The sequence below is a fragment of the Mesorhizobium sp. f-mel genome (assembly GCF_053850215.1).
The window spans coordinates 1-14,236 of sequence record NZ_JBSPTO010000054.1; the positions used below are offsets into that span (position 1 = coordinate 1).

At 63.4% G+C, this 14,236-nt stretch carries 12 protein-coding genes and 2 pseudogenes; 11 read left to right on the forward strand and 3 right to left on the reverse strand.

Annotated elements, in window-relative coordinates; all coding sequences use genetic code 11:
• Positions 1 to 107: 107 nt before the first annotated feature.
• Both ACWUKX_RS30285 and ACWUKX_RS30290 read left to right on the forward strand, forming a co-directional pair.
• Positions 108 to 344: pseudogene (locus tag ACWUKX_RS30285) on the forward strand (TetR/AcrR family transcriptional regulator); the annotation flags it as partial.
• Positions 345 to 530: 186 nt separating this feature from the next.
• Positions 531 to 1,046 carry a CAP domain-containing protein gene (locus ACWUKX_RS30290; protein ID WP_456010341.1) on the forward strand — a complete coding sequence of 172 codons (516 nt, stop codon included), beginning with the start codon at positions 531 to 533 and terminating at the stop codon, positions 1,044 to 1,046.
• A 177-nt stretch (positions 1,047 to 1,223) separates the two neighbouring features.
• Here the strand turns inward: ACWUKX_RS30290 and ACWUKX_RS30295 are convergent, their stop codons facing one another.
• A complete protein-coding gene (locus ACWUKX_RS30295) occupies positions 1,224 to 1,724 on the reverse strand; it encodes an HlyD family secretion protein (protein WP_456010342.1) in 501 nt (166 codons plus the stop codon).
• 8 nt (positions 1,725 to 1,732) lie between these two features.
• Here ACWUKX_RS30295 and ACWUKX_RS30300 point away from each other — a divergent pair, with 8 nt between their 5' ends.
• The 6 genes from ACWUKX_RS30300 (at position 1,733) to ACWUKX_RS30325 (ending at position 8,981) form a co-directional block, all read left to right on the forward strand.
• Positions 1,733 to 2,101, forward strand: coding sequence for a hypothetical protein (locus ACWUKX_RS30300; RefSeq protein ID WP_456010344.1), 369 nt, complete (start codon positions 1,733 to 1,735; stop codon positions 2,099 to 2,101).
• A 114-nt stretch (positions 2,102 to 2,215) separates the two neighbouring features.
• Positions 2,216 to 3,349, forward strand: a complete 1,134-nt coding sequence (locus tag ACWUKX_RS30305) for an efflux RND transporter periplasmic adaptor subunit (protein ID WP_456010345.1) — start codon at positions 2,216 to 2,218, stop codon at positions 3,347 to 3,349.
• Positions 3,346 to 4,920, forward strand: a complete 1,575-nt coding sequence (locus tag ACWUKX_RS30310; protein ID WP_456010346.1) for an FAD-dependent monooxygenase — start codon at positions 3,346 to 3,348, stop codon at positions 4,918 to 4,920. The genes ACWUKX_RS30305 and ACWUKX_RS30310 overlap by 4 nt, the downstream gene beginning before the upstream one ends.
• A gap of 113 nt (positions 4,921 to 5,033) precedes the next feature.
• A complete protein-coding gene (locus tag ACWUKX_RS30315) occupies positions 5,034 to 8,129 on the forward strand; it encodes an efflux RND transporter permease subunit (RefSeq protein WP_456010347.1) in 3,096 nt (1,031 codons plus the stop codon).
• An 82-nt stretch (positions 8,130 to 8,211) separates the two neighbouring features.
• Positions 8,212 to 8,622 carry a hypothetical protein gene (locus tag ACWUKX_RS30320; RefSeq protein ID WP_456010349.1) on the forward strand — a complete coding sequence of 137 codons (411 nt, stop codon included), beginning with the start codon at positions 8,212 to 8,214 and terminating at the stop codon, positions 8,620 to 8,622.
• Between the two features lie 29 nt (positions 8,623 to 8,651).
• Positions 8,652 to 8,981 (forward strand): hypothetical protein, encoded by a 330-nt coding sequence (locus ACWUKX_RS30325; protein ID WP_456010351.1) that lies wholly within the window; start codon positions 8,652 to 8,654, stop codon positions 8,979 to 8,981.
• Here ACWUKX_RS30325 and ACWUKX_RS30330 read toward each other — a convergent pair.
• Entirely contained in the window at positions 8,978 to 10,495 is a 1,518-nt protein-coding gene (locus tag ACWUKX_RS30330; RefSeq protein WP_287338799.1) for a winged helix-turn-helix domain-containing tetratricopeptide repeat protein, read from the reverse strand. The two genes, ACWUKX_RS30325 and ACWUKX_RS30330, sit on opposite strands and share 4 nt — an antisense overlap.
• Before the next feature lie 194 nt (positions 10,496 to 10,689).
• Between ACWUKX_RS30330 and ACWUKX_RS30335 the strand changes: the two genes are divergently transcribed.
• On the forward strand, positions 10,690 to 11,523 hold the full coding sequence (locus ACWUKX_RS30335) for an AraC family transcriptional regulator (protein ID WP_456010353.1): 834 nt from the start codon (positions 10,690 to 10,692) through the stop codon (positions 11,521 to 11,523).
• Between the two features lie 7 nt (positions 11,524 to 11,530).
• On the opposite strand, the gene ACWUKX_RS30340 is transcribed toward ACWUKX_RS30335, so the two are convergent.
• A complete protein-coding gene (locus ACWUKX_RS30340) occupies positions 11,531 to 12,466 on the reverse strand; it encodes a bifunctional helix-turn-helix transcriptional regulator/GNAT family N-acetyltransferase (RefSeq protein WP_456010354.1) in 936 nt (311 codons plus the stop codon).
• 352 nt (positions 12,467 to 12,818) lie between these two features.
• On the opposite strand from ACWUKX_RS30340, the gene ACWUKX_RS30345 reads away from it, so the two are divergent.
• Positions 12,819 to 13,880: a hypothetical protein gene (locus ACWUKX_RS30345; protein ID WP_456010356.1), complete on the forward strand. Its 1,062-nt coding sequence runs from the start codon at positions 12,819 to 12,821 to the stop codon at positions 13,878 to 13,880.
• Between the two features lie 235 nt (positions 13,881 to 14,115).
• Positions 14,116 to 14,236 (forward strand): annotated as a pseudogene (locus ACWUKX_RS30350) (co-chaperone GroES); the annotation flags it as partial.

Sequence of the window (14,236 nt, forward strand, 5' to 3'; positions counted from 1 at the left end):
GCCCCGTCCTTGGTGAAATAGGGCGGCAGCAGAAAGATGCGACGGCGCCGCCATATTCGGCAAATGCGTATAGCCCGATCCGAAATTAAGCTGAGTTTGGCCGGCGGCCGGCTGCACGCTCGGCCATGACGGAACGCCTTCGATCGCAGATCGACCGTATCGGCAAGGCGCTCCCGGAGTTGGATCCGGCAGACAGACGCCGCGCAGCGATCGGAAGCTGGGCAGCGATGGTGGGGGCAGTGATCCTCGCCCGGGCGATAGACGATCCCGCGCTTTCTGATGAAGTTCTGGGACAGACGCGTGCCTGGATCGATGCCGGGATCGGCCAAGTGTCTGCCGGCTAGCGGTCTGCGGCAGGAGTGCTCTTGTCGAGAGCAATGCGGCTATCGGCGGTGGTTGGGTGACTATCTTGGAGAATACCGCGCCGTAGCGTGCAGTCAGCGGGGTTCGCGGACGGCTAAGGGCGCAGTGAGCGAGATTTTTGAGCGCCGGCCCGGCAAAAGCCATGATCACCGCTATGTCAGTCGGGCATGACCGTTGCCAAAATCGAAAATTCCGATGCCCGATCAAACTTTAACAGGCGAATGCTATTTAGAGCTGCCGGCCTTGCTGCACTGGCCGGGCTCGCTGCCTGCGCCACTGTGCTGCCCACCGGCGAAGGCGCCGGGGTCTCCGCCTCCGCCATCGGCACACTGGCGGGCATCCGTGCCTCAGCCGGCCTCGGGCCGCTTCTCCCCGACCCTCAGCTCGAACAGGCAGCCCTGCAGCAGTCCGGGTATATGGCGCGCGGCGGCCGCATGACCCATACCACAGGCTGGGGCAAGGGGTTCGCCTCGCGCGTCAAGGGCAACGGCATTAGCGGTGCTGCCGCCGAAAACATCGCCGAGGGCCGTTTCGATCAGCAGAAGCTGTTCGACATCTGGATGCATTCGGCCGGCCACCGCCGCAACATGCTCGACCCGCGCTTCACCCGCTTCGGTCTGGCCTATGTGCGGGACGGCCGCGACAGCTCGCTGCGCTACTGGAGCCTTGTTCTGGGCAGATAGGGGGTGTGTCCGGCAAGTCGATAAGCCGTCAGCCCATATGCGCAGCGGGACCGGCGGTCGGACCAGCCTTTGGCTTGCGCAGCAGGAAAACAAACGGGATGGCAAGCGTCATCATCATCAGCAGCTTGAAGTCATTGACGTAGTCTCAGGCTTCATCATCCGATGGACCGAGGTGGTCTATTGCGCCTCACCCGCCGTGGCGTGGCCGAAGATGCTCGGAAGCCCGCGGGAAACGCCGGTGTCCACCGTGACGGTCGCACTCATGCCGGTGCGCAGCGCCATCTTGGCGTCGGCATCGGCCAGTTGCAGGCGTACCGGAATGCGCTGGGTGACCTTGACCCCAGTTGCCGGTGGCGTTTTGGGCGGGCAACAGGGAGAACTCGGCCCCGTGTCGGCGCCGATCGCCTTGACCGTGGCTTCGAACGTCTTGCCCGGACAGGTGTCGACCACGATTTCAGCCTTCTGGCCGCGCTTCATATTGGTGAGCTGGGTTTCTTTGACATTGGCATCGATCCAGGTGTCGCCGGTCTCGACCAGCGAAAACAGCGGCGTACCCGAGCCGACATACTGGCCGACCTTGAACGAGGCAGCCTGGCTGATGATGCCGGCGGCCGGCGCCCTGGCCGTGGTCTGCCCCAAATCGTAGGCAGCCTTGTCGCGTGCGGCGAGCGCCGCCATCACGGTCGATGCTTGTCGGTCTCGATATCGGGATTGCCGCCAAGCGCCGCCCTGGCGCTGAGGATGCCCTGCTCGGCCGCGGCCAGTTGCTGCTTGGCCTTATCGACATCGTTCCTGGCCTCATCCAGCGACGATTTGGCGTTAATGCCCTTGCGGGCAAGGTCGGCGGCCCGGTCATATTGCGACTGCGCGTAGTCGACCTGACCGGCGTCGAAGTTCTCCTGCGCTACCAGTGTTCTGGTTTTTCCCTGGGCGCCCCATTCGAGGACCTTTCAAAGGGCCAGCATGGAAAAGGTCGGTCGCCAAAACATCGGAAAATTTTCAGAATCCGATCGGGATTTCAGCGCCTGAAAAGCCGAATGAAAGCGTGCTGGTGAACGTGCGAATTGACCTGTTTTCGCGCCAAGGCGGCCGACCCCGTCTCCAGCCAAGGATCATAGCCGGCTGTCGCACCCGTTCCGGCGCCGGCCGCAACATGGATAGGAGACAACATGACTGCCGCATTCCACAGCAGGTTGAAACGTGGCTTCGTCGGCGTATCGATCGCGGCACTTGCCTGCGCCGCCGCCGTCACGTGGTACGCTGCCAAGGGCGAGGCCGCGAGCGCAAAGCCGGATGTGCCGGAAGCGAAGCTGGTCAAGGCAGTGCCGGTCAAGCCGGCACCGCAGGCGGACAGCCGGCTCGCGATCGGCGAAATCCGCCCACAGCGCGAAAGTGACCTTGGGTTCCTGCTCTCCGGCAAGCTCGTGCAGCGCACGGCAGCAGTAGGCCAGATGGTAAGGAAAGGCGAAGTGCTCGCCCGCATCGAGGACCAGGATTATCGCAATCGCTTGCGCAGCGCCGAGGCCGATGTCGCGGCGGCGCAGGCCGTGCTGGTCGAGGCTAGCGCCGCCGAGGCCCGCCTCAGAGCGCTGCTTGCCAAAGGCTTCACGACGCGCGCTAGCTACGATGCGACGTTGAAGAACCTCCGCTCGGCGCAAGCCAAGCTGGACTCGGCAAAGATTGGCTTGGAGATGGCCAGGGATCAGCTCGCTTATACCGAACTGCACGCGGATTTCGACGGCGTGGTGACGGCGACTGGCGCCGAGGAAGGCCAGCTCGTCAATGTCGGGCAGATGGTCGTGCGCATCGCCGATCCGCAAGCCCGCGACGCTGTCTTCTCGATCGCTGAGGCTGTCTTCTCAAATCGCCGCAGCGCTGGGCATCCGCCGGAGATCATGGTCTCGCTGCTGAGCAACCCGGCGATCTCGACATCCGGCGTCATCCGCGAGGTGTCGCCTGTGGCCGATGCCGCCACCCGCACCTTCCAAGTGAAAGTTTCACTGCGCAACGCCCCGAATGAAATGCGCTTTGGCAGCAGCGTCGCGGGCCGTATCAACGAATCCGGCGCGCCTGTCGTGGTGCTGCCGGGAAGTGCACTGTTCGACAAGGGCGGTAAGCCGGCCGTGTGGATTGTGGGCGCTTCGTCGGCCGTCGAGCTGAAGCCCGTTGTCATTGCCCGTTACGAGACCGAGCGGGTCGTCGTCAGCGGCGGCCTAGCCGAAGGCGATGTGGTCGTAACCGCCGGCGTCAACCGGCTGCGCGAACACGAAAAGGTTCGCATCGCGGCAGGAGAATCCCGATGAGCCCGTCACAAACGAAAGTCCTGATCGCCGGCGCCGGACCGACCGGGCTGACGCTTGGCCTCTGGCTCACCCGTCTCGGCGTGCCGGTCCGCATCTTCGACAAGTCCGCAGGTCCAGGCGAGACATCGCGCGCGCTCGCCGTCCAGGCCCGCACGCTCGAGTTCCACCGCCAGATCGGCATCGTCGAGGAGGTGCTTGCCGCCGGCGTGCGGCTGGAGCAACTCACCGTACGCACGCCGGCCGGCATTGCCGCAAAGCTGCCGCTCTCCGACTTCGGCCGCGGCATCAGCCCATTCCCCTTCGCATTTGCGCTGCCGCAGGACATTCACGAGCATATCCTGGTCACGCATCTCGAGCGCGCCGGGGTTCGGGTCGAGCGCAACACGGAGTTGGTCGCGTTCGAGGACAGGACCAGTTCGGTTGTCGCCACATTGCGCAATAGCGGTGTGACCGAGACAGTCTCCGCTGCCTATCTCGTCGGTTGCGACGGCGCCCGCAGCACCGTGCGGCATGGGCTAAATATCGGCTTCCCGGGTGGCACCTACGAACAGGCCTTCTACGTCGCCGACGTGACGGGCAGCGGCGCGGTCACCCGCAACGGCATGGACACTACGGTCAGCGCTTACGGTTTCGCGATCGTCATGCCGGTCAGGCAATCCGGTTCACTGCGTCTGATCGGCATCGTCCCGAAGGCGCATGAAGCCGACGAAACGATCACCTTCGAGGCGATCCGCGCCGATGTCGAGCGCGACACCGGCATCAAAGTCAACGAAGTCAACTGGTTCTCGACCTACCGCGTCCACCACCGCGTTGCCGAACGCTTCCGCGTCGGCCGCGTGTTCCTCTGCGGCGATGCCGGCCACATCCACAGCCCGGCCGGCGGCCAGGGCATGAACACCGGCATGGGCGATGCGGTCAACCTGGGCTGGAAGCTCGCTGCCGTGGTTCAAGGCCGTGCCGATCAGCGCCTGCTCGACAGCTACGAGCCGGAACGCATCGCCTTTGCTCGAAAGTTGATCGAGAGCACCGACACGGCGTTCCGCTTCATCACCAGCCGCTCGCGCCTGGTCGGCCTGTTCCGGCGCTATCTGATGCCGAAGATCATGAACGTGCTGCTGCACACGTCGTACGGCTCGCGTGCCTTCTTCGGCCTGATCTCGCAGGCCGCGATCCAGTACCGTTCCGGGCCGATCAGTTCCGGCACGGCCGGGAAAATCAGCGGCGGCGACCGCCTGCCCTATGTCCTCACCGCCAGCGGCAACAATTTCGAGCCGCTGCGCTCGCTGGACTGGCAGGTGCATGTCTATGGCGAGGCGAATGCCGAGTTCCGGGCGATGCTGGCTCCGACCGGCATCCCGATCCACAGCTTCGCCTGGTCCGACATGGCTAAAGCCACGGGCCTGCATCGCGACGGTGCCTATCTGGTGCGGCCCGACGGCCATGTCGCGCTGGCCTCGCCGGTGCAGGAGGCAGCCACCTTCCAGCGCTACCTTGCCGGGCTTGCCATCAAACCCCGGCTGGCCGAGCGAGCGCCGTACCGCATCCCGGGCACCATGCACAGCCTGGCCTGAAGTAACGCCCGCCCCGACGGGCGGGTGCCACCCAGCCCAATCACTGAAGTCTTCAGCCGGCGCAGGCCGGCCGCGCGCCGGGATGGCGCGCGCCATGAAAAAGGAGTCGCATCATGACCAGCTTCAATCTTTCCGAATGGGCACTGCGCCACAAGAGCTTCGTCATCTACCTGATGATCGCGGCCGCACTCGCTGGCATGTTCGCCTACACCGGGCTCGGCCGCGAAGAGGACCCGCCCTTCACCATCAAGACCATGGTGGTCAAGACTTTATGGCCGGGGGCCACGACCAGCGACACGGTCGAACAGATTACCGACCGGATCGAGAAGAAGCTCGAGGAGCTTCCCAACCTCGACTACGTCAAGAGCTACACCAAGCCCGGCGAATCCGTGGTCTTCGTCAACCTGAAGGACACGGTCGCGGCCGACCAGGTGCAGCCGCTCTGGTACCAGGTGCGCAAGAAGCTCGACGATATCAAGTCGACGATGCCTTCCGGTGTCCAGGGCCCCTTCTACAATGATGAGTTCGGCGACACCTATTCGCTGATCTATGCGCTTACCTCCGACGGCGTCAGCCATCGCGATCTGAAGGATTTAGCGAGCGGCCTGCGCGCCGGGCTGCTGACCGTGCCCGACGTCGCCAAAGTCGAGCTGATCGGCCAGCAGGACGAAAAGATCTATTTGGAATTCTCGACGCAGAAGGTGGCAGCACTCGGGCTCGACGTCGGCACGCTGTCGCAGGTGCTGCAGGCGCAGAACGCGCTGACCCCGAGCGGAACGGTCGACGCCGGCCCCGAGCGCATTGCCATTCGGGTTTCCGGCGAATTCACCTCCGAAGAGAGCCTGAAGGCGATCAACTTCTACGCCAATGGCCATTATTTCAAGCTGGGCGATGTTGCCGAGGTTAAGCGCGCCTATTCCGACCCGCCGCAGCCGATGTTCCGCTTCAACGGCAACCCGGCTGTCGGCATCGCCATCTCGATGACATCAGGCGGCGACGCGCTGGCGCTCGGCGAGAACGTCAAGGAAAAAATGCACGAGATGGCGGCCGAGCTGCCGCTCGGCGTCGAGCTCGGCCTGGTCGCCGACCAGTCGCATGTGGTGGAAGAATCCGTCGGCGAGTTCACCAAGAGCCTCGGCGAGGCCATCTCCATCGTGCTTGCGGTCAGCTTCCTGGCGCTCGGCTGGCGCCCAGGCATTGTCGTGGCCGTCGCCATCCCGCTGGTGCTCGCCATCACCTTCGTCACCATGGAGTATTTCGGCATCTCGCTGCAGCGCATCTCGCTCGGCGCGCTGATTATCGCGCTCGGCCTTCTGGTCGACGACGCCATGATCGCGGTGGAGATGATGATCTCGCGCATGGAGGAAGGCTACGACAAGATCTCGGCGGCCACCTATGCCTATACCTCGACCGCCTTCCCGATGCTCACCGGCACGCTGGTGACGATCGCCGGCTTCGTGCCAGTCGGCTTCGCCAAGAGCGGCGCCGGCGAATATTGCTTCTCGCTGTTCGCGGTCGTCGGCATAGCGCTGGTTGTTTCCTGGGTCGTCGCGGTACTGTTCACGCCGTTGACCGGCGTCGCCCTTTTGCCCGAGCGCATCAAGGGCCATGGCAGCCACCAGCCTTCGCGCCTGGTGCGCGGCTTCCAGACGCTGCTCGAAACGGCGATGCGGGCGAAGTGGCTGGTGCTGTCGGCGACCGCCGGGCTGTTCGCGCTCTCGGTCGTGGCCATGGGCTTTGTCGGTCAGGAGTTCTTCCCGAAGTCCGACCGGCCCGAAATCATGGTCGACCTCACCCTGCCGCAGACCGCATCGATCAAGGCGACGGACGAGGTGGTGGGCCGGGTCGAGAAGCTGCTCGCGGCCGATCCTGATATCGACCACTGGAGCTTCTATGTCGGCCAGGGCGCGGTCCGTTTCTACCTGCCGCTCGATGCCCAGCTCGCCAACGACTTCTTCGCCCAGGCGGTGGTCGTGACCAAGGGCCACGCCGTGCGCCAGGCCGTGATCGATCGGCTGGAAAAGTCACTTGCGAACGGCTTCGACGACGTCATGACCCGCGTCACGCCGCTCGAACTCGGACCGCCGGTCGGCTGGCCGCTGAGGTTCCGGGTCAGCGGACCGGACCCGGACAAGACGCGCAGCCTGGCGCAGCAGTTCGCACAGGTGCTGGGCAGCGATGCAGCCGTGCGCAACATCAACTACGACTGGAACGAGCCGGCCAAGGTCATCAAGATCGAGGTCGACCAGGACAGGGCGCGCGCGCTCGGCATCTCCTCGCAGCAGCTCGCCGATACGATCAACTCGATCCTGTCGGGGTCGAAGATCACGCAGATGCGCGACGACACCTACCTCGTCGATATCGTGGCGCGTGCGGTCCAGTCGGAACGTGCCGACATCGACACGCTGCGCACGCTGACGGTCAGCGCGTCGGGCGGACGCCGTGTGCCACTCGACCAGGTGGCCACGCTCACCTACCAGACCGAGCCGCCGCTGATCTGGCGCCAGGGCCGCGTGCCGACGGTGACCGTACAGGCCGACGTCGTGCCCGGCACCGAGCCGGCCGTCGTGGTCCGCAAGCTCGACGGCGCGATCGCCGCCTTCAAGGCGGAACTGCCGGCCGGCTACAGCGTCGAACAGGGCGGCGTGATCGAAGACAGCGCCAAGGCGCAGGCGAGCATCTTCGTCGTCTTCCCGCTGATGCTGTTCATCATGATCACCGTGCTGATGATCCAGCTGATGAGCTTCCAGCGCCTGGTGCTGGTGCTGCTCACCGCTCCGCTGGCGCTGATCGGCGTTGCCGGCGCGCTGCTGATGTCGGGAGCACCGATGGGCTTCGTCGCCATTCTCGGCGTCATGTCCCTGATCGGCATGGTGATCCGCAACTCGGTCATCCTGATCACGCAGATCGACCAGCACATCGCCTCCGGCGAAGAGCCGTGGTCGGCGGTGATCAGCGCCAGCGCGCACCGGCTGCGGCCGATCCTTTTGACTGCGGCGGCCGCCATCCTCGGCATGATCCCCATCGCGCCGACGGTGTTCTGGGGGCCGATGGCCTATGCGGTGATGGGCGGCCTGATGGTCGCGACCGTGCTGACGCTGCTCGTCCTGCCGACCCTCTATGTCGCGTGGTTCGGCATCAAGGCACCGGCGGAGTCGGCGGCTGAGCCCATCGAGTCCGTCGCCGAACCGCAGCCGCTGGCCGCTTAAAGGCGACCCCTCCCAACAAACGCCACGGCGGCGGAACCGCCGTGGCAGCCGCTTCGTAAGATTTAAACTGAAAGGACCGAACATGACACCCGTCTTCGGAAACCTTCTCATCCGCGTCAACGCCGGCTTCCTGATCCTCGCATCGACAGGCGGCCTGATAGCCGACATTGCCGGCTCCTTCTTCGGGCGCGGCGCCGAGGCCGCCCTGCTCGCCAATGCACCCGGGACCGGCATCGGCTTCATCGAGGCGCACGGGCTTGCCCTGATCATCGGGCTGACCATGTGGCGCAGCGCCTATTCCCTGAACTGGCACGCTGTCCTGGCGGCCGTCCATGCACTGCTCGGAACCGCAAACCTCTTGTTCTGGCAGTTCTTCATCGCCGCCGACGTGCTCATCGTCGGCTACGCGACGACCGCGGCACATTGGCTGTTCGTGGTTGCCCTCCTCGCGGTTCTGGCGGGCACTGCCCGGCCAGTCGCGTCATCCCACTGACCTTCGATCAACATCAGGAGAAACGAAAAATGCCTCTGAAATCCGCGAAGAAATTCCGCTCGGCCGCTGCATTGCTCGCGGTCGGCCTCGCCGCCGTCGAGATCATCGGCATCGCCGCGCCGGCGCTGTCGCTGGTCAGCCAGGCCGAGGCCCGAGTCGGCCAGCCCTGGACGCCCCGGAGTGCCGCAGGCGTCGCACGGCGCACCACATGGCGCGTGCTCCGGCACACTACAGCCTGGCTCCCCGCGCTGCCCGCGGGCTGCGTGCGCACCAAGGTCAACGGCTTCGCCGTCTGGCGTTGCGGCGGTACCTACTATCGAGCCTATCAAGGCCGCTATATCGTCGTTGTCGTCGATTAACCGACCCCGGGCGCAGCCTGCCGCCCAAGCGCAAGCATGACGCCTTCGGCGAGATGATCCGCGTCGGCCTGATTCTCGAACGGGACGCCGCGCAGCGCATAGTCGACCGGCGAAAACGGATCGCCCTCGTCGATGAGGGCGATCTGCCGCCTCGCCCGTTCCATCTCGCCCATCTGGGCGTAGCAGGCGGCGAGTCGCGTGCGGATCCACGGCGCCGGGCGTGTGGCAAGCTCCAACGCCTCCGCCGCCTGCCGATATTCTCCCATCATATAGAGCGCCAATGCGCGGTCGAACTGGTACCAATGTGGGTGCAAAGGATCGATGCGGATGCCACGCGCCAGCCAGGTCAGCGCCTCGAGCGGTCTGCCGCGCATTGTAAGCAGCATGCCCATCTGCTCGATGCTGTCGGCGTCATAAGGGTTGAGCTGCAGCGCGATGCGCATGTGGTGCTCGGCCGCTTCATGGTCGCGCATATAGAGTCGCACCAGCGACTGCACCCGATGGCCGGTCGCCTGGTCCGGCGAGAGCGACAGACCCTTGTCGGCAAGGTCGCGGGCGTTTTCCAGCACCGCGTCGCTGGCACGCCCGAATTCTCCATCCAATGCGCGCGCCAAAGCGAGGTAGGTGTAGGCCAGGCCATAGGTCGGGTCCTTGGCGATGGCCGCCTCGAACAACGCCTCGGCGCCTCGCTGGTCGGTCTGGGCAGGATCGCGCAGCAGCGCGAAGCCACGCAGCGCCAGTTCATAGGCGGCAAGGCTGGTGATCGGCTTGCGTGAGGCCTGCTGCAGGCCGGCATTGTTGACCCGCGTCACCAGCCTGCCAACAATCTGCTCGACGATCTCCTGCTCGATCGCGAACAGGCCGGTGCCGCGAGACTGATAGCGGTCGCCCCAGAGCTGGCTGGCGCTCGCGGTATCGATGAGGTTGACGGCCGCCACCACGTGTTCGCCCTGACGACGCACCGACCCTTCGACGATGAAGTCCGCGCCGATGCGCGAACGGATTTGCGGCCACTCCGCGCGCGCGAATGAGGCAAAGGAAAAGCTCGAGTTGCGCGCCAGGACGGTGACGGTTCCGAAGCGTGCCAGCCCGTTGATGATATCCTCGGCGAAGCCATCGACAATCGCCTCGTCCGCCGGATCGCCGCCTTCATTGCGGAAGCGCAGCACTGCCACGATCGGTTGCACGCCGATCTCCGGCGATTGCTCGGCTTCGGCCGCCAGCATGTAGCCTCTCTTGGAGACGGTGCGAACCATATCCTCGCCGATCGCTTTGCGGATCTCGCGGATCGATTGCGTCAGGGAATCCTCGGTGACGAAGATGCCGGGCCAGGCAACTTCCATCAGCTCCGATTTCGGCACGACACGGCCCATGTTGCGACAGAGGTGCTTCAGCAGGACATAGGCTTTTGGGCGGAGGAATACCGGCCCGTCGGGACCGCGCAGCGTTCCCCTGGCGAGATCCAGCGTGAACCCGCCGAAGCGAAAGACCTGATCGGCAGCCGTGATTGTCACCGGCACCTCCCTGACAACGCATTGAGATGCCGCATGGACGCCACGTCAAGAGCCGTGTGACGCGGTTTAGCGGACGCGACAGCTGTCGAAGGGAGTTCGCGATCACGATCGTTGGATTTTGCGGGAGGCGCAATTTCGATCAAACTGACCGTGCGGAAAGACGGCAGCATGATTTGGCCAATGCAAGGAGCAATATGAACCCGACCGAGAAAGCGCTGTGGTTCGTCGAAAGCCATTTGCCGGAAGCAGTCTCGCTCGACGATGTCGCCAAGAGCAGTGGCGTGTCGCGCTTTCACGTGACGCGGGCTTTCGGTGCGGCGACCGGCCGTTCGGTGATGGGCTACGTGCGTTCTCGCCGGCTTACCGAGGCGGCGCGCAGGCTCGCCGCCGGCGCACCCGACATCCTCTCGGTCGCGCTCGACGCCGGCTACGCCTCGCATGAGGCCTTCACCCGCGCCTTCCGCGACCAGTTCGGCACCACGCCGGAACTGGTGCGCGCGCAAGGCTCGCTCGACAACCTCGATCTCGTGGAGCCGATCCTGATGGACCAATCCTTCCTCACCAATCTCGAGCCGCCGCGTTTCGAAACCAGCCGGCCGTTCCTCATCGCCGGTCTTGGCGAACGCTACAGTTGCGAAACCAGCGCCGGCATCCCGATGCAGTGGCAAAGGTTCGGCCCCTATATCGGCAACATTCCGGGCGAGGTCGGCGACGTCGCCTATGGCGTCTGCGTCAACGGCGACGATGCAGGCAATTTCGACTATATCGCCGGCGTCGAGGTGTCCGATTTTTCGGACCTGCCAAAGGAGTTTTCGCGCGTACGCGTGCCGGCGCAGAAATACGCTGTGTTCGCCCATCGTGACCACATCTCGACCATCCGCCGCACGGTCAACACGATCTGGAACAAATGGCTGCCGGCCTGCGGGCACGAGGTCGCCGATGCGCCCGAATTCGAGCGCTATGGCCCCGACTTCGATCCGCGCAGCGGCAATGGCGGGCTGGAAATCTGGATACCGGTCAAGGCCTAAAGCACCGCTACAGCTCCAGGTTCCAGTTCTGGCCGACCAGATCCTTGCCGAAGGCGTGGTGACGCTCCTCGTCGGCCAATTTGAAACCGGCCGCCTCGTAGATGCGGCGCGCTGAGGTGAGCACGTCATTGGTCCACAGCGTCAACGTCTTGTATCCCTTCGCCCGGGCAAAGCCGATGCATTCCTCGACCAGCCGCCTGCCGATGCCGAGACCGCGCGCCGAGGGTTCGACATAGAGCAGGCGCAGCTTCGCCACCGCGTCCGACTGGCGCACGACAAAGACCGAGCCGACGACTTCGCCCTCCCGCTCGGCGATCCAACTGCGTTCCCATTTCGGATCGAAGGATTTGACGAAGGCGCCAAGGATTTCGGCGACCAGCGCCTCGTAGGTTTCGTCCCAGCCATATTCCTGCGCGTAGAGCAGGCCCTGGCGATGGATGATCCGGCCGATGTCGCCGACCTGCAAAGGTCGCAGCATGTAGGGAATTTTGGCCTCCGTGCCTTCGCCGAGCAGGTGCTGCACCGTCTGCATCGCCTTGACCAGCCTTTCCTGTTCCGGGGCGGGAAGCCGGCCGAGCAAGGCCGCGACCTGATCGTGCGAACCCTGGTTCAGCGGCGCGAAGGCCACCCTTCCCGCCGGCGTCAGCGCTATCGACGAGCGCCGCGCATCGGCTTCCGTCACGGCGCGCTCGACCAGGCCGCGCTCCTCGAACTTTTTCAGCAACCGGCTGAGGTAGCCGGGGTCGAGACCGAGATCGCGCGCAAGATCGGTGGCGGTCAGGCCATCGCGATGCGCCAGTTCATAGAGCACACGAGCCTCGGTCAGCGAGAAGGCGCTTTTCAGCAGCCCTTCGTCGAGCAGGCCGATCTGGCGGGTGTAGAAGCGGTTGAAGCCCCGCACCGCATCGATCCGCTCCTTGCCGGGTTGATGATGAATCGTCATGGCATCCTCCTGCCGCACAAGATCAACCACTTACTTGACTTAGTCAAGTATCAATTTAAAACAAGGCATTCCATTTCGGCGGATGAGGCCTTCGACTTATTGCTTCGCGACGCTTGGCATGCGCAGTTTCGACGAAGTGCGCGTCGGGCGAGCGGCTCCTATCCGCTGGCGCGGGATGCTCACTTGGTGCTTGGTCCGCAGGGGCGCTGAGGAGAAGAGCATAGATACGTTCGCACGACCCGAAGATCTTGAATTTAGCTTCATCGGGTGAGGCGATCCTATTGCAAAGATCATCGTGTCCGCGCATTCCGGATTGTTGGAACTGCGCTGGCCAGTAACACGGGCGAGGGTAATGAAGAATTTTTTGATGACATTACTGCTAATTTTTGCAGTCCAGTCGTGCTTTTTACCCGCCTCAGTCGACGCCGAAGGGCTTCCAACTAAGGTGCCCTTGATCAAATTGGAGTACCCGGGAAAGCCAAAGAACATTCGCATGCTCTATGTGAAAATTCTTTCTTTGGGCAATCGGACGGTCAACCAACCGTTGCTGCTCGATACCGGATCGAGCGGAATGACGATCGATTGCAAATCGGTGCTGCCCGCCGAGACCTGTTCAGACACAGGAATAAAGATCACGCAGGATCAGGAGATAGACGGGATAACGGTCACCACCAAAGAAGCAGTTATGAACTATGGAACCTACGATGAGTACGGCAACGTTGCCTACGCTCACGTGACTTTTGGTTCGCCGGACTCTCCAGTCTCCACCGAGACCTCAATCCCATTCCTCATCCGTTACAAAAAAGTCAGGCGCAGCACCGGAGAAATCGTTGGTGGCCCGCTTTGGCCCAAGGGCGTTTTCGGCATCTCTCCCGTTGGCGGAGGCGGACCAGACCGGATGATCAAGTCCCCGATGGCGTTTGTGAGCGTCAGGCCCGGCCTACACAGGGGCTATTACCTCTCTCCGATCGGCGCCAAGTGGAAAGCCTGCACTAACGAGAACGGCAACTGTCCGCAGGTGGAGGCGCTCCATATCGGCGTGCCGGAAGGTGTTAAAAAGGACTTCAGGGTGCAAAAGTGGAAACAGGCCAGTTGGCGATACAATTTTCCCACTGTCGACTCCTGTCTCTCATGGGGATCTGAACCGATTTGCCGGCCAACGCTCTACGACACAGGCAACTCAACGATTATGGTCGTAACCGACGCCTCGAAGCCTCGCACGTCATTGAAGGTCGGCACGAAGGTCTTGGTAAAAACTGCCGGCCAGGATTGGAACTTCACGACCACATACAATCCTGAGGTAGAGATCGTTCCTGGGCTCGAGCACAACATTGTCGGCATCCGATATTTCGAGAAGAACAGCCTGCTACTTGATTTTGAAACTCGGGAGATCGGCTTGCGCCTCGGACACTGATCCCGTTCTAACTGTCAGTAAGATTTCGACCAGATCTCTGATAGCAACTGAGATTTTCCACAATCGTTGCGGAATGGGAATGATTTCCCGCGGTACCCTCTCTCTCGCCTTGACTCTCGCCAGCCGCCGGCTTATCTCACCGCCACGTTAGCACTCGCCATTGGTGAGTGCTAACGTAGGTCCGGCGTCGCCGGACGGAGGAACTGTTCTCACCATTCTCATCGAGGAATAAAAAATGGCAAAGTCGAAGTTCCGCCCGCTTCATGACCGCGTGGTCGTACGCCGGGTTGAATCCGAATCCAAGACTGCCGGCGGGATCATCATCCCGGATACGGCGAAGGAAAAGCCGCAGGAAG

Coding starts and splice junctions, on each gene's coding strand:
- ACWUKX_RS30345 (WP_456010356.1), top strand. CDS start 12,819: ATGAAGAATTTTTTGATGACATTACTGCTAATTTTTGCAGTCCAGTCG.
- ACWUKX_RS30300 (WP_456010344.1), top strand. CDS start 1,733: ATGCTTGTCGGTCTCGATATCGGGATTGCCGCCAAGCGCCGCCCTGGC.
- ACWUKX_RS30325 (WP_456010351.1), top strand. CDS start 8,652: ATGCCTCTGAAATCCGCGAAGAAATTCCGCTCGGCCGCTGCATTGCTC.
- ACWUKX_RS30310 (WP_456010346.1), top strand. CDS start 3,346: ATGAGCCCGTCACAAACGAAAGTCCTGATCGCCGGCGCCGGACCGACC.
- ACWUKX_RS30335 (WP_456010353.1), top strand. CDS start 10,690: ATGAACCCGACCGAGAAAGCGCTGTGGTTCGTCGAAAGCCATTTGCCG.
- ACWUKX_RS30340 (WP_456010354.1), bottom strand. CDS start 12,466: ATGACGATTCATCATCAACCCGGCAAGGAGCGGATCGATGCGGTGCGG.
- ACWUKX_RS30295 (WP_456010342.1), bottom strand. CDS start 1,724: ATGGCGGCGCTCGCCGCACGCGACAAGGCTGCCTACGATTTGGGGCAG.
- ACWUKX_RS30305 (WP_456010345.1), top strand. CDS start 2,216: ATGACTGCCGCATTCCACAGCAGGTTGAAACGTGGCTTCGTCGGCGTA.
- ACWUKX_RS30315 (WP_456010347.1), top strand. CDS start 5,034: ATGACCAGCTTCAATCTTTCCGAATGGGCACTGCGCCACAAGAGCTTC.
- ACWUKX_RS30320 (WP_456010349.1), top strand. CDS start 8,212: ATGACACCCGTCTTCGGAAACCTTCTCATCCGCGTCAACGCCGGCTTC.
- ACWUKX_RS30290 (WP_456010341.1), top strand. CDS start 531: ATGACCGTTGCCAAAATCGAAAATTCCGATGCCCGATCAAACTTTAAC.